The 15,162-nt window shown below is 69.0% G+C and carries 18 protein-coding genes and 1 pseudogene; 9 read left to right on the top strand and 10 right to left on the bottom strand.

The window, feature by feature from the left end; genetic code table 11:
- From M3149_RS05775 to M3149_RS05745, 7 genes and pseudogenes are all read right to left on the bottom strand, one after another.
- Positions 1-1,366, bottom strand: a pseudogene (locus M3149_RS05775) (hypothetical protein); the annotation flags it as partial.
- A gap of 51 nt (positions 1,367-1,417) precedes the next feature.
- Entirely contained in the window at positions 1,418-2,245 is an 828-nt protein-coding gene (locus tag M3149_RS05770; protein WP_251708372.1) for an ABC transporter permease, read from the bottom strand.
- An 18-nt stretch (positions 2,246-2,263) separates the two neighbouring features.
- Positions 2,264-3,079: an ABC transporter ATP-binding protein gene (locus M3149_RS05765; RefSeq protein WP_251708371.1), complete on the bottom strand. Its 816-nt coding sequence runs from the start codon at positions 3,077-3,079 to the stop codon at positions 2,264-2,266.
- A gap of 1 nt (position 3,080) precedes the next feature.
- Positions 3,081-4,106 carry an ABC transporter substrate-binding protein gene (locus tag M3149_RS05760; protein WP_251708370.1) on the bottom strand — a complete coding sequence of 342 codons (1,026 nt, stop codon included), beginning with the start codon at positions 4,104-4,106 and terminating at the stop codon, positions 3,081-3,083.
- A 126-nt stretch (positions 4,107-4,232) separates the two neighbouring features.
- Positions 4,233-4,997 (bottom strand): class II glutamine amidotransferase, encoded by a 765-nt coding sequence (locus M3149_RS05755; protein ID WP_251708369.1) that lies wholly within the window; start codon positions 4,995-4,997, stop codon positions 4,233-4,235.
- Between the two features lie 8 nt (positions 4,998-5,005).
- On the bottom strand, positions 5,006-6,505 hold the full coding sequence (locus M3149_RS05750) for an MFS transporter (protein ID WP_251708368.1): 1,500 nt from the start codon (positions 6,503-6,505) through the stop codon (positions 5,006-5,008).
- Positions 6,502-6,720 (bottom strand): cysteine-rich CWC family protein, encoded by a 219-nt coding sequence (locus M3149_RS05745; RefSeq protein WP_251708367.1) that lies wholly within the window; start codon positions 6,718-6,720, stop codon positions 6,502-6,504. Before M3149_RS05745 ends, M3149_RS05750 begins: the two co-directional genes overlap by 4 nt.
- A gap of 48 nt (positions 6,721-6,768) precedes the next feature.
- Between M3149_RS05745 and M3149_RS05740 the strand changes: the two genes are divergently transcribed.
- From M3149_RS05740 to M3149_RS05730, 3 genes are all read left to right on the top strand, one after another.
- Complete coding sequence (locus M3149_RS05740) at positions 6,769-7,482, top strand: c-type cytochrome (RefSeq protein WP_251708366.1); 714 nt, start codon at positions 6,769-6,771, stop codon at positions 7,480-7,482.
- Complete coding sequence (locus tag M3149_RS05735) at positions 7,479-8,756, top strand: c-type cytochrome (RefSeq protein ID WP_251708365.1); 1,278 nt, start codon at positions 7,479-7,481, stop codon at positions 8,754-8,756. The genes M3149_RS05740 and M3149_RS05735 overlap by 4 nt, the downstream gene beginning before the upstream one ends.
- A gap of 352 nt (positions 8,757-9,108) precedes the next feature.
- Complete coding sequence (locus M3149_RS05730) at positions 9,109-9,771, top strand: LuxR C-terminal-related transcriptional regulator (protein ID WP_251708364.1); 663 nt, start codon at positions 9,109-9,111, stop codon at positions 9,769-9,771.
- 96 nt (positions 9,772-9,867) lie between these two features.
- On the opposite strand, the gene M3149_RS05725 is transcribed toward M3149_RS05730, so the two are convergent.
- The 3 genes from M3149_RS05725 to M3149_RS23005 are packed head-to-tail and all read right to left on the bottom strand — an operon-like array spanning position 9,868 to position 10,578.
- Positions 9,868-10,101 carry a hypothetical protein gene (locus M3149_RS05725; RefSeq protein ID WP_251708363.1) on the bottom strand — a complete coding sequence of 78 codons (234 nt, stop codon included), beginning with the start codon at positions 10,099-10,101 and terminating at the stop codon, positions 9,868-9,870.
- A gap of 15 nt (positions 10,102-10,116) precedes the next feature.
- On the bottom strand, positions 10,117-10,446 hold the full coding sequence (locus tag M3149_RS05720; protein WP_251708362.1) for a hypothetical protein: 330 nt from the start codon (positions 10,444-10,446) through the stop codon (positions 10,117-10,119).
- Positions 10,447-10,455: 9 nt separating this feature from the next.
- A complete protein-coding gene (locus M3149_RS23005; protein ID WP_285886555.1) occupies positions 10,456-10,578 on the bottom strand; it encodes a hypothetical protein in 123 nt (40 codons plus the stop codon).
- Between the two features lie 28 nt (positions 10,579-10,606).
- On the opposite strand from M3149_RS23005, the gene M3149_RS05715 reads away from it, so the two are divergent.
- The 6 genes from M3149_RS05715 (at position 10,607) to M3149_RS05690 (ending at position 15,102) form a co-directional block, all read left to right on the top strand.
- Positions 10,607-10,972: an ATP synthase gene (locus M3149_RS05715; RefSeq protein ID WP_285886553.1), complete on the top strand. Its 366-nt coding sequence runs from the start codon at positions 10,607-10,609 to the stop codon at positions 10,970-10,972.
- Between the two features lie 355 nt (positions 10,973-11,327).
- A complete protein-coding gene (locus M3149_RS05710; RefSeq protein WP_251708361.1) occupies positions 11,328-11,756 on the top strand; it encodes a CopD family protein in 429 nt (142 codons plus the stop codon).
- Positions 11,757-11,775: 19 nt separating this feature from the next.
- Complete coding sequence (locus tag M3149_RS05705; protein WP_251708360.1) at positions 11,776-12,879, top strand: VanZ family protein; 1,104 nt, start codon at positions 11,776-11,778, stop codon at positions 12,877-12,879.
- Positions 12,880-12,889: 10 nt separating this feature from the next.
- Entirely contained in the window at positions 12,890-13,243 is a 354-nt protein-coding gene (locus M3149_RS05700; RefSeq protein WP_251708359.1) for a (2Fe-2S) ferredoxin domain-containing protein, read from the top strand.
- 1 nt (position 13,244) lies between these two features.
- Positions 13,245-13,871, top strand: a complete 627-nt coding sequence (locus M3149_RS05695) for an alpha/beta hydrolase (RefSeq protein WP_251708358.1) — start codon at positions 13,245-13,247, stop codon at positions 13,869-13,871.
- Between the two features lie 85 nt (positions 13,872-13,956).
- A complete protein-coding gene (locus tag M3149_RS05690) occupies positions 13,957-15,102 on the top strand; it encodes a D-alanyl-D-alanine carboxypeptidase family protein (RefSeq protein WP_251708380.1) in 1,146 nt (381 codons plus the stop codon).
- Positions 15,103-15,162: the final 60 nt, after the last annotated feature.

Genomic DNA, 15,162 nt, shown 5'->3' with positions numbered 1-15,162 from the left:
CTGCGGCTTCTCGCGCTGCGGCTTCTCGCGCTGCGGCTTCTCGCGCTGCGGCTTCTCGCGCTGCGGCTTCTCGCGCTGCGGCTTCTCGCGCTGCGGCTTCTCGCGCTGCGGCTTCTCGCGCTGCGGCTTCTCGCGCTGCGGCCTCGCGTTCGGCTTGCGCCCGCTCGGCCGCAGCCTGGCGCGCTGCCTCGGCGCGTGCGGCCTCCCGTTGTTCGGCCTGTTCGCGTTCGGCCGCTTGCTGCGCGGCCTCGGCCCGCGCTGCGGCCTCACGCGCCGCCTGGGCCTGGGCTGCTTGCCGGCGCTCGGCTTCCTGCTGCTGGGCCTGGCGTTGCTGTGCCTCGGCCTGTTCCTGCGCCAGTCGCACCGCCTCGGCCTGTACAGCGGCCTCCCGCGCGGCCAGTGCCTGCGCGGCGGCTTGCCGATCGGCTTCGGCCCGCAGAGCCTGCAGGAGCGTGGTCTCCCGGCTCGCTGCCGCTGCTTGCTGCGCCGGGTCGTCCTGCTGCGCTTTGGGCGCTTGCACCTCGGGCAGTGTCGCGTCCTGCTGTGCGAGCACTGGCGGCGCGGGTGGTGGCGCGGTGATCGGCGCCGGCGTGGGGTCCGGTGGCGGCGCGGGCGTTACGGTGGGTGCGGGCGCGTCGGACGCCAACCGCTCGGGCTCGGCCCGTGCGGGCTCGGTGCGTTCGGCGTCGGGCGGGCGTGTGGCCGATGCCTGCGTGGCCCGTTCGCGCGCAGCTTGTTGTTCTCGTGCGGCTTGCTCTCTTGCCGCCTGCTGTCGCGCGGCTTCCTGCCGGGCAGTCTCGCGCCGTGCAGCGGCCTGCTGGATGGCCGCCTGCCGGGCAGACTCCTGGCGCGCAGCGCGCTCGCGCGCGGCGGCCTGGCGTTCGGACAGGGCCTGCGCGGCGGCCCGGCGGGCCGCTTCGAGGCGGGCCGCTTCGGCCGCGCGCGCCGTCTGCAGCGTGCCGTAGTCCAGCACTGTGAGCGCAGGTGCAGGGATGGCGGTGGGCGTCGTTGGCGGGGTGCTTGACGTGCCGGCTGCCTCGGCCGGTGCCGTGTGGGCCTCTGCAGCGGGTTCAGGGGCGTTCGCCGCGACCATGCTGGGCTGCGGTGCGGGCTGAGCGTGTCGCCCGGGTGCCTCGGCACGCCGCTCCTGCCAGGGCAGGCCGAAACCGGGCAGCCCGAGCCCCTCGCCGCCGAAGGTCAGGCCCAGCAGCAGCACGTGCACCGCCAGCGACAGCCCCCACGCGGTGCCGGCGCGGCGGCGCGGCGTCGCCATCCAGGCGCCGGGCTGCCAGCGCGCGGCCAGCTCCGCCGGCAGTTGCTGCACCGGTGGGCGACCGGGTTGCCGGGGCGGGCTGGGACTGTGCATGCGGTGCATTGTCCCGTGGCCCGCGCGCGCGTGGCCATCCGGGTGCCGGGCTCAGAGTTTTTCCGTCTCGCCCGCCTTGGGCTGCCATTTCATCAGGCGTTTCTCGATGCGGCCCACCGCCGCGTCCAGCACCAGCGCGAAGCTGGTGAGCACCAGGATGCCGGCCATCACGGTGTTGATGTCGAACTGGCCCTCGGCCTGCAGGATGAGGTAGCCCACGCCCTGCGACGAGCCGAGGTACTCGCCCACCACCGCGCCCACGAAGGCCAGGCCGACGCTGGTGTGCAGCGAGCTGAACACCCAGCTGGTGGCGCTGGGCAGGTAGACGTGGCGCAGCAGCTGCTTCTGGCTCGCGCCCAGCATGCGCGCGTTGGCCAGCACCACCGGGCTCACTTCCTTGACGCCCTGGTAGACGTTGAAGAACACGATGAAGAACACCAGCGTGACGCCCAGAGCCACCTTGGAGGCCATGCCCAGCCCGAACCACACCGCGAAGATGGGCGCGAGGATGATGCGTGGCATGGAGTTGAGCGCCTTGATGTAGGGCTCGAGGATGGCCGATGCCATGGGCGAGAGCGCCAGCCACAGCCCGCCAGCCAGCCCGGTCACGGCGCCGATGCCAAAGGCCATGAGCGTTTCGGCCAGCGTGACCCACAGGTGAACGTAGATGTCGGCGTCGCGCACGAACCAGACCCAGATGCGCGTGAAGATCTTCAGCGGTTCACCGAAGAAGAACGCAGCCTGCCGGTCGTTGTCGAACATGAAGGTCGGCACCAGACCGGGCTTGGTCATGACGTGCCAGAACAGGAACAGGAGCGCGAGCAGGCCGAGTTGCCACAGGCGCAGGTTGCCCGGGCGGGGTTTGAGGAACTTCCACATGCGTTGACGGTGCCGCGCTCAGGCGGCCTTCTGCAGTTGTTGCTGGTAACCCTTGAGCACCTCGTCGCGCAGCACGGCCCAGATGGCCGCGTGCAGTTCGAGGAAGCGCGGCATCGTCTTGACCTCGGCCACATCGCGCGGGCGCTCGATGTCGATGCGGAAGTCACCGATGATGTGGCTGGCCGGGCCGGCGGACATGATGACCACGCGATCGCTCATGGCGATGGCTTCGTCGAGGTCGTGCGTGATGAACAGCACCGCCTTTTTCTTTGCCGCCCAGAGTTGCAGCACCTCGTTCTCCATCAGCTGCCGCGTCTGGATGTCAAGCGCCGAGAACGGTTCGTCCATCAGGATGATGTCGGGGTCGAGCACCAGCGTCTGCGCGAGCGAGGTGCGCTTGCGCATGCCGCCGCTCATCTGGTGCGGGTAGCGGTCACCGAAGCCACCCAGGCCCACGCGGCGCAGCCAGTCGTCGGCCTGGGCCCGCGCGTCGGCGTCGGCCACGCCGCGGAACTGCAGCCCGGCCATCACGTTTTGCAGGCCGGTGCGCCAGGGCATGAGGCTCTCGCTCTGGAACATGTAGCCAGCGCGCGCGTTGATGCCCTGCAGGGTCTCGCCGAAGATGCGCGCGCTGCCCTTGCTGGGTTCGAGCAGGCCGGCCGCCACGTTGAGCAGGGTGCTCTTGCCGCAGCCCGTGGGGCCCACCACGCTCACGAACTCGCCCGCCCCCACCGTGAGGTTCACGCCCTCGACCGCGGTGTAGCGCTGGCCGGGGGCGTCCTTGCTGATGAAGGTGCAGGCGACGTCCTGCAATTCGATCGCCGCTGCCGTCATGTCATCCCTTCGGGTACTTGGCGTTGGCCTTCTGTGCGAACGCGTTGGTGTAGACCGCGTTCAGGTCGAGCTTCGCCTTGGCGAGCTCGGCGTCCACGCTGCCCAGTGCCTTGAAGGCAGTCTCGGAGCCCTTGGCCGGGATCAAGCCGTCGGGCGAGAGCGCCTTCTGGGCGGCCAGGAAGCCGTCGATGTAGATCGCGCGGTCACCCAGCAGGTAGCTCTCGGGCACCACCTTGATGATGTCGCCCGGGCCGGCCTTCTGGATCCACTTGTTGGCGCGCACCATGGCGTTGGCCATGGCCTGCGCGGTGTTGGGGTTGCGATCGAGGAAGGGCTGCGGGCAGTACAGGCAACCGGCCGGCATCGGGCCGCCGAACACGCGCTCGGCCTCGCTCACGATGCGCGTGTCGGTGACGATCTTCAGATCGCCCGAGCGCTGCAGCAGCGTGATCACCGGGTCGAGGTTGCTGATCGCGTCGATCTGCCCGGCGCGCATGGCCGCCACCGCGCCGTTGCTGGCACCCACGCCCACGATGCTCACGTCGCTCGGCTTCAAGCCCGCCTTGGCGAGCACGAAGTTCACCAGCACGTTGGTCGAGCTGCCCGGTGCGGTCACCCCGATCTTCTTGCCCTTGAGTTCAGCCACGTCCTTGAAGTTGGGCATGGTCTTGGGGTTGATGCCGAGCACGATCTGCGGCGCCAGGCCCTGCAGCACGAAGGCCCGCATGGGCTGGCCCTTGAACTGCATGTTGATCGTGTGCTCGAACGCGCCGGAAACGACGTCCGCGCTGCCGCCCACCACGGCCTGCAATGCACGCGAGCCGCCCGCGAAGTCAACGATGGTGAGGTCCAGGCCTTCGTCCTTGAAGTAGCCCAGTTGCTCGGCGATGGTCAGTGGCAGGTAGTAGAAGAGGTTCTTGCCGCCCACGGCGATGGTGCACTTGGGCTTCTCGATGCCCTGCGCGAAGCTGAGGTTCGGCAAGCTGGCGGCGGCAATGCCGCTGGCGATGAAGTGGCGTCGTTGCATGGTTTGTCTCCTGGGTGCGGATGGGAAAGGCGCACGCCCGCAGGGGGTGCGAAGCACCGAAGGATGATAGGCCGAGGGGGTGTCCGCACGGGACACGCGGACATCAGGGTTGACCCTGTGCCCGTGTCACCCGATCGGCAGGCCGTCCACGAACACCTTGAGCTCGTCGGGTGTGAACGCGGTCCAGGCCTCGTTGCTGGTAAGCGGTGTCGTCACGATCACCGCGGCGCGGTCGCCGGGCTGGTTCACGGTGGCGAAGTCCACCGTCCAGTCGCAGTCCTTGAGCGTGGCCTGTGCGAACGGGTGCTGGCGTACCAGCCAATGCAGGTTGGTGCTGCAGTGGGCCCACAGCGCCTCGCCGTTGGAGAGCAGGAAGTTGAAGCTGCCAAACCGCGTGACCTGCGGAATCAGCTCGCGCAGCGTGTGGGTGAGCTCGTGCACGCTGGGCAGGCCCGCGTGCGATTTGTGCAGCTCCTGCATCAGCCAGCAGAAGGCGCGTTCGCTGTCGGTGCTGCCCACCGGGCGGAAGTGGCTGTGCAGCGGCGGGGCGTAGTCCTTGAGGTCGCCGTTGTGGGCGAACACCCATTGGCGGCCCCAGAGTTCGCGCACGAAGGGGTGGGCGTTCTCCAGCGCCACTTCGCCGATCGTGGCCTTGCGCACGTGGGCAATGATGTTGCGGCTCTTGAGCGGATAAGCCTGCAGGAACTGCGCCATCGGCGAATGCGCTGCGCTCTGGTGGTCAAGGAACAGGCGCAGGCCCTTGCCCTCGAAGAAGGCGATGCCCCAGCCATCGGCGTGATGGTCGGTGTTGCCGCCGCGCTCGCGAAAGCCGGTGAAGCTGAAGGTGGCGTCGGTGGGGGTGGCGCAGTTCAGGCCGAGCAGCTGGCACATGGTGGCGGCTATTGTGTGCGGCTGTCGGCCTTGAGCCGCAGCGCGGCGATGAGCGCCACGCCGCAGATGACGGCCAGCAGGATGAAGGTTTCGTTGAAGGCGGCCAGCCGGTCTGGTGCGCGGCTGGCGCTGTCCAGCACCTGGCCGTGCGCCGCGAGCCGCCACTCCAGGAAGATGCCGCACAGGCTCACGCCCGCGGCGCCACCCAGCATGCGCAAGAAATTGATGGCGCTGGAGCCTTGCGGGATGTGGCTGCGGTCGAGCCCGCGCATGGCGCCGATGTTGAGTGAGGGCAGGACGAAGCCCAGCCCGATGCGACCCAGAATGGCCCAGAGGATGAGCAGCGGAATGATCAGTCCCGCGTGGTCTAGGCGGATCGTCACCATCAGCGCGAACGAGGCTGCCAGCATCAGCAGGCCGATGCTCACCAGGCGGTGCGTGGGTTGGCGGTCGGCCAGCCGGCCCACCACGGCGATGGTGACGGCCAGCACGAAGCCCGCCGGCAGCAGCACCGTGCCCACGACCGAGGGCGAGAGGCGCAACCCCATCTGCATGTACACCGGCAGCAGGTAGGTGGAGCCGAACAGCGCGATGCCGTAGATGAAGGCCACGATGCTGCCCATGGCGAAACGCCGGTCCCGAAACAACGTGAGGTCCAGCAGCGGGTCCACGCCCTGGCTGGGGTGGCGCCGGCGCTGCTGCAGCGTGCGCCGCTCGAGCCAGATGAAGGCGACCAGCAGGCCGACGGCGGCCGCCAGCAGCGTGAGCGCGGTGGCCGCGGTGCCGCCCTGCAGCTCCACCAGGCCGTTGAGCAGGCACAGCGTGCCCAGGGAGGCGATCAGCAGGCCGCGCCAGTCGAGCCCGGCACCGTCCCGGTTGGCGGCGCCCCCGCCAGGTGCGGTGGTGGGGATCAGCTTCTTCGCCAGCCACAGCGAGACCACGCACAGCGGCACCACCATGAAGAAGATCGAGCGCCAGCCGAACCAGTCGACCAGCACGCCGCCGATGCTGGGGCCCAGCGCCGGCGCCAGCACCACGCCCATGCCGAAGATGCCGCTGGCGCGGCCTTGTTCGGTGGAATCAAAAGCGCGCAGGATGATGATGGCCGGGATCGGCTGCACCACGCCCGCCGCCAGGCCCTCGGCCACGCGCGCGGCCAGCACCAGCGGGTAATCGTTTGCCAGGCCGCCGGCCACGCCACCGACCAGCAGCAGCCACATGCACCCCTCGTAAGTTCGCCGGTAGCCATAGCGCGCCAGCAGCCAGGGCGTGGTCAGCATCGAGACCGTCATGGCCGCCATGAAGGCGGAGGACACCCACTGCGCGCGCTCCTGGCCCAGCGTGAAGTGCTGGCTCATGTCGGGAATGGCCACGTTCACGATCGTCGACGACATGATCGAGGCCATGGTGCCCACCATCACCGCGAGCAGCAGCAGCCATCGGTAGCGCGGGCCGTAGCGCTCGCGCAGCGCGGGCAGTCCGTTCGGGTCTTGTGCGGCGTCGCTCATCGCGGCGCGGCAAGGGCCGATTTCACGCACGCCGGGCACAGGCAGGCTGTGCCGCGGGCCGCTTCGGGTATGCGTGCCAGCAGTTCGGGCGTGAAGGTTTCGCTCACGCACCAGCAGGGCGGCTGTGGCTCGCCGGTGGCCTTTTGCATTTCCATGGCGCACCGGTTGTCACTGCCGCACAGCGGGCAGCGCGTGGCGTCGACGGGCAGGGGCATGGGCTCGGTCATGGGCGGCAGCGGGGTGCACTGTGATACGGTCGGCACGTGATCCGCCTTGCCATTGTCGCCGCAGCGCTGTGGGCCGCTGCCGCCGCTGCCCAGAGCCCATCTCCCACCCCCGTTCGGGTGCCCGACACCATGGCGCAGCGCCTGCTGGCCTGCACCGCCTGCCACGGCGAACAGGGCCGCGCCACGCCCGACGGCTACTTCCCGCGCATTGCGGGCAAGCCCGCGGCCTACCTGCACAACCAGCTGCGCCATTTTCAGGCCGGACGGCGCCAGGCCGTGGGCATGGCGTCCCTGCTCGATCACCTGGACGACGCCTACCTGCGCGAGATGGCGGCGCATTTCGCCGGGCTCGATCTGCCTTACCCGCCACCGGCGCCCGCGCAGGGCACGGCGGCGCAGCGCGCGCGCGGCGAACAGCTGGTGCGCGTGGGCGATCCGGCGAAGAACCTGCCGTCGTGCAACAGCTGCCACGGCGAGCGCATGACCGGCGTGCAGCCCGCCATCCCCGGTCTGCTCGGCCTGCCGCGCGACTACCTCATCGGCCAGCTCGGCGGCTGGCAGACCGGACTGCGCCAGGCCAGCATGCCCGATTGCATGGCCGAGGTGGCGAAGAAGCTCAGCGGCGAGGACGTGAGTGCGGTGGCGAGCTGGCTCGCCGCGCAGCCGCTGCCGGTCGATCCGAAGCCTGCCGAGCGCCTGCCGGCGCCCTTGCCCATCGCTTGCGGCAGCGACCTCGGGGGCGTGCGATGACGCGCCGCCTGCTGTCGATCGCGCTGGGTTTGATCTTGCTCGCGGGCCTGGCGTTTGCGTGGGCCGTGTGGCGCGAGTTGCGCCCCGTGCCGCTGGTGCAGGCGCCCGAACTGACCCCCACACCGGCGTTGATTGCGCGCGGTGAACTACTCGCCCGCGCCGGCAACTGCATGGCCTGCCACACCGCGAAAGGCGGCGAGCCCTGGGCCGGTGGACACGCGGTGCAGACGCGCTTTGGCGCCATCGTGAGCAGCAACCTCACCCCGCACGCCAGCGGCCTGGGCGGCTGGAGCGCTGCCGAGTTCCACCGCGCCCTGCACCACGGCCAGTCGCGCGACGGCCGCCTGCTCTACCCCGCGTTTCCCTACCTGCACACCACGCGCCTGGCGCGCGCCGACACCGACGCGCTGTTTGCTTACCTGGGAACGCTGGCACCGGTGGAGCGCGCGCGCGAGCCGCACCGCCTGCGCTTCCCGTACGACCAGCCGCTGGCGCTGGCGGCCTGGCGCGTGCTGCACTTCGCGCCCGGCGAGCAGCGCGACGAGCCGACGCGCAGCGCCGAGTTGAACCGCGGCGCCTGGTGGGTGCAGGGCGTGGCGCACTGCGCGGCTTGCCACCGCGCGCCGGGCGTTCTCGAAGGCCCTGGTGAGGCGCTGGCGGGCGGCCCCATGCCCGATGGCGCGTGGTGGGCACCGTCGCTGCTCGACCCGGGCGAGGCTGGCGTGCAAGCCTGGTCCACGGAGGACATCGTGCGCCTGCTGCGCGACGGTCGCACCGACCGGGCCGCCGTGAGCGGCCCGATGGCCGAGGTCGTTCGTCACGGCACGCAGCACCTGCCCGAGGCCGAACTGCGCGCCATCGCCGCTTACCTGAAGGATCTGCCCGTGGTGCCGCAGCCGCGCGATGACGTGCCTGCCGAGCCGCGCGTGCTGCTGCAGGGCGCGCGCGTGTACGAGCAGCACTGCGCGCAATGCCACGGCAAGCAGGGCGAGGGCGCGTGGGCCGAGGGCGCGCCGTTGGACGGCCCCTGGGCCTTCCCGCCACTGGCGGGCAACCGCGCCGTCACGCAGGCGTCGCCGGTGAACCTGGTGCGCTGGGTGCTCGACGGTGGCTATGGCCCCACCACCACGGCGCACCCGCGCCCTTGGGGCATGCCGCCGTTTCGCAGCCAGCTCAGCGACGACGAGATCGCCGCCGTGGCCAGCCACGTGCGACAGGCCTGGGGCAATGGCGCTGGTGGCGTCAGCGCGCTGCAGGTGCAGCGGCTGCGCTGACGGACAGAGGGCCACCTGCGCAACCTGCCTGCGCGGATCGATCCCGCTGTTGATCCGCACGGCGCCACGCCGCCTGGGGCATCGGCTGTCACCTGCGCTACACGTCTGACCGACTTTCGGCGGAGGCAACCGCTCATCGTCCTTCGGGACTAGGAATTACTGCAGCCAGCGTATTCGGCGAACAGGCGTTCACTTCAAGAATCACCTCGCTGCAAAACAAGAATTTCACCTGCACAGGGAGCGTGTTGCCCAGGAGATCTACATGGCACTGGATGTTTCCCCCGCCTTGAGCGCCCTGATGAGCGCTCGGCCCGCGCCCAATGACGCACCGGACGATCAACCGCTGCGCGTGTTGATCGTCGACGAAACCGCCCTCATCCGCGAAGGGCTCAAGACGACCTTGAAGCTTCTGGGCAGGTCCCTGCAGGTCGAAGAGGCCGAATGCTGGGAGCGCGTTGCGGCGCGTTGCCAAGAGGCCAGCCACCTCGACCTGATATTGCTCGACGAGGATCTCCTGCCGTCATGGAGCGCCGACGATTTTGCGACGCTCAGGCGGCGTCAGCCCGAGTTGAAGATCGTCATGGTGAGCAACCGCGAGAGCGGTTCTTCCATGCGCGAAGCGCTTCGCCATGGGGTCAATGGCTATCTGTCGAAGAAGGTGAGCAGCCGCCTGCTGACCAGCGCGCTGCAACTGGTGCTCGATGGCGGCACGTATGTTTCGCCCGATGCCATCTTCATGGCCGAGTCCGCCGCCGACCTGCGCCGAGCCGCAGCTCCGGCGGCGCTCCATGTCGGCCAACGCAACGAGCTCACCAGCCGCCTGACGGCGCGCCAGCAGGAAGTACTGGCGCAGCTCATGAAGGGCAACAGCAACAAGCTGATCTGCCGCGAACTGGGCATGGCCATGGGAACGGTCAAGAGCCATCTCGCGGCCATCTTTTCCGCGCTGCAGGTCAGCAGCCGCACCGCCGCGATCGCTGCGGTGACGCAGGCCCGATCGCCGCACCGCACCTGAAGGCCCGTGCGGGCGGGGCTGCCCGCTCCGTGCGCAGCACGATGGGTGTCTGTAACCGTTGCTTCCGGTGCAGACAAGCCCTCGAACCACGGCGCCCTAGAACTTCTGCACCACGGCCTTGAGCGTATCCAGCCGCTCCTTGCACACCGAGCTGGCGATGGACGCGGTCAGGCTGTTGATGCCCAATTGATATTGGTACATGAGCAGGTCCGTGTTCGAGACCTCGTCACCTTTGGCGATGACGGACATGTTGTCGCGCAACTCCAGCTCCGACGCTTCCATGACGGGGCTGACGTTGTCGAACAGTTCTCCGAGACTGAGTCCTGGCATGGTGCCTCCTGGGTGTTAGGACGTCTGTGGGGGAAGGTGTGGATGCGCCGAAGCGGGGTGCGGTGGGCGCATGCTGGTTTTGTCGACACGCACCGCGGTGTCGAGCTGTGATTTCTGGTGCATGGTCGGTGGCAGCCGTTGCAGCACCCACAGTGCAGCGGTCGCGGCGGTTTCCATGGCGCGCAGTTGCGCGAACGTGTCCTTGTCCTGCGGCCGCTGCTGGCCCCATCGGGCGTGTTCCTTCAAGCGCCCCAGCAAGGCCAGACTGGCCTCGTGGTCGTCGGGCAGCCAGGCGGCCAGCACGTCGTGCTGTTCAGGCGTCAGCGAGAGCTGGAATGTCCTCATGCGTTCTCCTCAGGGATGGAAACGGACACGCAGTCCGTCGGCAAACACCACTTCCTGCGCACCGATGGCTGTCAACACTTTCCCGTCGATCTGACCGCCGGGCGCGATTCGCTCGCCCGAGGTGGTGATCACATATACGGTTCTCGTGGAGGGCGATGACATGACCGAGCCGGTGGCCGATGAGACGCGCTCGATTCTCGATGGCCACATCGTGCTGTCGCGCAAGCTTGGCGCCATGAACCACTATCCCGCGATCGACGTGCTGGCCTCAGCGTCGCGCGTCATGGGCGCACTGGTGACCCCGGAACACAAGGCCGCCGCCGGCCGCGTTCGCGAATTGCTCGCCAAGTACGAAGAGATCGAGCTCCTGCTCAAGGTGGGCGAATACAAGAAGGGCGCCGACCGTGTGGCCGATCAGGCCATCGACAGCCGCGAGGCCATCCTGGCCTATCTGCGTCAGGGAACGCACGAACACTGCGGTTTTGATGAGGCGCTCAGCCGCCTGCGCGCCCTGGCGGCGCGCTGAATCGTCAGCCTTGATCACCGCGCTGATCCACAGCGCCCATCCACCACGAAACTCCCGGCGGCGCGCGCGTCGACCGATCACCCACGACCCCCTCGCGGGGCCCCCGCCTAGGCCGTCTGACCTCGGCCGTTTGCCTGACGCGCCCCTGTCAATACTGACAGGGGCGCTTTGTTTGACGCTGAAAAGTGGGATAGACTTCAGGCGGGAGCCGCAAGGTTCCCCCCGCTTTTCCTCCCTGAGCGGGTGCCTTAGTGTGTGACAGCAAAAAGGCTTCCCAACCCGGCCCATGGCCGGGTTTTTTTTGCCTGTGCGCAACCAGGGCGCGTGTGCGCAAGCATGGCCATACACTGCCCCCATGCTCTGGGTCAAAGCCTTTCACATCGTCTTCGTGGCGAGCTGGTTTGCCGGCTTGTTCTACCTGCCACGCATCTTCGTCAACCTCGCCATGGTGCCGCCTGAGAGCGTGGCCGAGCGCGAGCGCCTGCTGTTGATGGCGCGCAAGCTGCTGCGCTTCACCACCTTGCTGGCTGTGCCCGCCATCGCGCTCGGGCTGTGGCTGTGGTGGGGTTACGGCATCGGCCGCGGTCCGGGCAACGGGTGGATGCACGCCAAGCTGCTGGTGGTGTTGCTGGCGGTGGGCTACCACCATGCCTGCGCGGGGATGCTGCGTCGGTTCGTGGCGGGTCAGAGCCGACGTTCACACGTCTGGTACCGCTGGTTCAACGAGCTGCCCGTGCTGCTGCTCGTGATCGCCGTGGTGCTGGTGGTGGTGAAGCCTTTCTGAGGCGGGTGGAGGCAGGTCGATGCGCACGTCCGCCTGGCCACTGGCCCTGCTTTATGCCGGGCTCATCCTCTACGCCAGCCTCTACCCATTCACGGGCTGGCGGGTGCAGGGTGTGCAGGCCTGGTCCTGGCTGGATGCCCCCTGGCCCCAGTACTGGACAGCCTTCGACCTCTACGCCAATTTCCTCGGCTATGTGCCGCTCGGCTTCCTGATGGCGGTGGCTGCGCTGCGCCTGGGCTGGCGCCAGGGCGTGTGGTGGCTGGGCGCGGGGTTGCCGATGTTGTTGTCGGCCGGCATCGAGAGCGCGCAGACCTACCTGCTGGTGCGCGTGCCGTCGAACGTGGACTTTGCGCTCAACACGCTGGGCGGTCTGGTGGGCGCCGCGCTGGGCTGGCTGGTGGGCCGTGGCGGGGCCTTGCAGCACTGGGGACGCTGGCGCGAGGCGTGGTTCGCCCCGGGGGCGCACGGCAGCCTCGTTCTGCTGGCGATCTGGCCGTTGGCCCTGCTCTATCCGTTGTCGGTGCCCTTCGGCCTGGGCCAGGCCTGGGAGCCACTGGCCCAGGCGTTGGCCGAATGGTGGTGGGACACGCCTTTCATCGCCTGGCTGCCGGCGCCCGGGTTGCCTGATGCGCCCCTCAGCCCGTTGACCGAGGCGTTCTGTGTCGCGCTGAGCCTGCTGGCCCCGCTGCTGATGGCCTACGGCGACATGCGTGGCTGGTGGCGTCGGATCGTGTTTGCGGCCGTCTTCCTCGCGGCGGCCTGGATGGTGGGCGGACTGTCCGGCGCGCTCACCTACGGTCCGGTGCACGCCTGGTCCTGGGCCACCGAGCCCGTGGTGGCGGGCTTGGTCGGGGCGGCGCTGCTGGCCGCGTTGTGCGCGCCGCTCACCCGGCGGCTGTGCCACGCGCTGATGCTGCTGTGCCTCGGGGTGTCGCTGTCGCTGCTCAACCGCGCACCGGAAGTGCCCTATTTCGCGCAGGCGATCGAGGTCTGGGAGCAGGGCCGTTTCATCCGCTTTCATGGCGTATCCCAATGGCTGGGGTGGCTGTGGCCCTACGCGGCCATTGCGTTCGGCCTGTACGCGGTAGCGCGCCCTTCGCCCCGCGACGAGGGGCGGTCCTAGAATCGGGGGCATGTCCGAGTCCGCCACGCCCGCGCCGAAGTCCTACTACCGGCGCCACATCTTCTTTTGTCTCAACCAGCGCGAAGGCGGCGAGGCCTGCTGCGCTGATCACCAGGCCGAAGCGGCCTTTGCGCGATGCAAGTCGCAAGCCAAGGCGCTTGGCCTGCTGGGCCCCGGTGGCGTGCGCGTCAACCGCGCGGGTTGCCTGGATCGCTGCGCAGGCGGGCCGATCGCGGTCGTCTACCCCGAGGCCGTCTGGTACAGCTATGTGGACCAGCACGACATCGACGAGATCGTGCAGTCCCACCTGCGAGATGGTGTGGTGGTCGAGCGGCTGCTCACGCCGCCCGACGTGGGCCGCTGAGGTGAACGCGCAGACCGAACTGCATTTGCTGGCGGGGCCATCGGGCGCCCTCGAGGTGGCGATCGATCGCCCCGAAGCGCCGGCGAGCGGATGCGCCGTGATCGCCCATCCGCATCCGCTGCACGGCGGCACCCTGACCAACAAGGTGGTACAGACGCTGGCGCGAGCCGCGGTGCTGGCCGGCTTGAAGGCGGTGCGCTTCAATTTTCGCGGTGTGGGTCGCAGCGAAGGCGTCTACGACGAGGGGCGGGGCGAACTCGGTGACCTGATGGCCGTGGTGCAGGCCGAAGCACCCGAGGGCCCGCTCGTGCTGGCTGGCTTCTCGTTCGGTGGTTTCGTGGTGAGCCACGCCGTGCAGCAACTGCATGCCCGGGGCCGGGACCTGAGCCGGGTGGTGCTGGTCGGGCCGGCGGCCAGCCGTTTCAATCTGGCACCACTGCCCGAGGAACTCCATGCGCGCACCCTGGTCGTGCATGGCGAACTCGACGACACCGTGCCCTTGTCGGCCGTGATGGACTGGGCCCGTCCCCAGGTGCTGCCGGTCACGGTGGTGCCTGGTGGCGGTCACTTCTTTCATGGCCAGTTGCCGCTGTTGCGCGAGTTGGTCTGGCGACACCTGCGCAGCTGACCTGCGTCCTGTGGCCGCGATTTCTTGAACCGAGGATCCTGTTTTGTTTCTGTTTTTGCGCTCCCTGTTTGTCACCTTCTCCCTGATGCTCGGCCTGGGCCTCCACCCAGGCGCGGCAGCCCAGATGCCCCAGCCGCCAGAGATTGCGGCCCGGGCCTACCTGCTGCTCGATGTGACCACCGGCCAGGTGCTTGCCAGCAAGGAGCCGGACGCGCCGGTCGAGCCGGCATCGCTCACCAAGCTCATGAGCGCCTACATCGTGTTCGACGCCTTGCGTGCCGGCAAGATCAGCCTCACGCAGACCTTCGGTGTGAGCGAGCGCGCCTGGAAGATGCCCGGTTCGCGCATGTTCATCGACCCCAAGATGCAGGTGTCGGTCGAGGACCTCATCAAGGGCATGATCGTGCAGTCGGGCAACGACGCCACCGTGGCCCTGGCCGAAGGCGTGGCCGGCTCGGTGGAGCGTTTTGTCGAGCTGATGAACCAGCAGGCCAAGGCGCTGGGCATGAACGCCACGAGCTACCGCAACCCCGAGGGGTTGACCGAAGCCGGCCACACCACCACGGCGCGCGACCTGGCCACGCTGGCGACGCGCCTCATGAATGACTTTCCGCAGTACGTCGGCTACTACGCCATCCAGCGCTACCGCTACCCCGGCACGCCCGCCAGCAACGACACCAACCGCAACCTGTTGCTGTTCCGTGACCCGACGGTGGACGGCCTGAAGACCGGCCACACCAACGCCGCAGGCTACTGTCTGGTGGCCACCGCGCGCCGCCCGGTGCCCGGCCTGGGCGATGGGCCGGCGGGGCAGCGCCGTCTGCTGTCGGTGATGCTCGGGGCTGCCAGCGAGAACGCGCGCGCGGCCGAGACCCAGAAATTGCTCAACTGGGGCTACACGGCCTTTGATACCGTTCGCCTGCTGGCCGCCGATCAACCCGCGGCCGAACCCCGCGTCTGGAAAGGCAAGGCCGAAACGGCCAAGCTGGGCCGCGTCGAAGGGGTCGTGGTGTCGGTGCCGGCCGGCGAAGGTGCGCGGCTGAAGTCCGAGGTGGTGCGACCCGAGCCGCTGGTCGCCCCGCTGCAGAAAGGGCAGGCAATCGGCACCCTGCGGGTGACCACGGCCGCCGGGCAGCCCGTGGTGGAAGTGCCGCTGACGGTTCTCGAAACCGTCGAGGAAGCGGGCATTTTCGGCCGCGCCTGGGACGCGATCCGCCTCTGGATCCAGTGAGCGGGTGCTGAGCCGCTTGCGCGGCTTGGCGCCGCCGCCGCGCCAGTGCTACACTAGCGG

Source organism: Hydrogenophaga intermedia (assembly GCF_023715105.1).
In the GTDB taxonomy this organism is placed as follows: Bacteria; Pseudomonadota; Gammaproteobacteria; order Burkholderiales; family Burkholderiaceae_C; genus Hydrogenophaga; species Hydrogenophaga intermedia_A.
The sequence above is the reverse complement of the archived record's forward strand: the minus strand, read 5'-3'. Positions and strand labels throughout refer to the sequence as shown.

Excerpts from the sequence above, each read along its gene's own strand:
- M3149_RS05725 (WP_251708363.1), bottom strand. The coding sequence starts at position 10,101 with ATGCCAGGACTCAGTCTCGGAGAACTGTTCGACAACGTCAGCCCCGTC.
- M3149_RS05700 (WP_251708359.1), top strand. The coding sequence starts at position 12,890 with ATGTCCGAGTCCGCCACGCCCGCGCCGAAGTCCTACTACCGGCGCCAC.
- M3149_RS05710 (WP_251708361.1), top strand. The coding sequence starts at position 11,328 with ATGCTCTGGGTCAAAGCCTTTCACATCGTCTTCGTGGCGAGCTGGTTT.
- M3149_RS05755 (WP_251708369.1), bottom strand. The coding sequence starts at position 4,997 with ATGTGCCAGCTGCTCGGCCTGAACTGCGCCACCCCCACCGACGCCACC.
- M3149_RS05715 (WP_285886553.1), top strand. The coding sequence starts at position 10,607 with ATGACCGAGCCGGTGGCCGATGAGACGCGCTCGATTCTCGATGGCCAC.
- M3149_RS05770 (WP_251708372.1), bottom strand. The coding sequence starts at position 2,245 with ATGTGGAAGTTCCTCAAACCCCGCCCGGGCAACCTGCGCCTGTGGCAA.
- M3149_RS05760 (WP_251708370.1), bottom strand. The coding sequence starts at position 4,106 with ATGCAACGACGCCACTTCATCGCCAGCGGCATTGCCGCCGCCAGCTTG.
- M3149_RS05765 (WP_251708371.1), bottom strand. The coding sequence starts at position 3,079 with ATGACGGCAGCGGCGATCGAATTGCAGGACGTCGCCTGCACCTTCATC.
- M3149_RS05705 (WP_251708360.1), top strand. The coding sequence starts at position 11,776 with ATGCGCACGTCCGCCTGGCCACTGGCCCTGCTTTATGCCGGGCTCATC.
- M3149_RS05720 (WP_251708362.1), bottom strand. The coding sequence starts at position 10,446 with ATGAGGACATTCCAGCTCTCGCTGACGCCTGAACAGCACGACGTGCTG.
- M3149_RS05690 (WP_251708380.1), top strand. The coding sequence starts at position 13,957 with ATGCTCGGCCTGGGCCTCCACCCAGGCGCGGCAGCCCAGATGCCCCAG.
- M3149_RS05745 (WP_251708367.1), bottom strand. The coding sequence starts at position 6,720 with ATGCCCCTGCCCGTCGACGCCACGCGCTGCCCGCTGTGCGGCAGTGAC.
- M3149_RS05735 (WP_251708365.1), top strand. The coding sequence starts at position 7,479 with ATGACGCGCCGCCTGCTGTCGATCGCGCTGGGTTTGATCTTGCTCGCG.
- M3149_RS05750 (WP_251708368.1), bottom strand. The coding sequence starts at position 6,505 with ATGAGCGACGCCGCACAAGACCCGAACGGACTGCCCGCGCTGCGCGAG.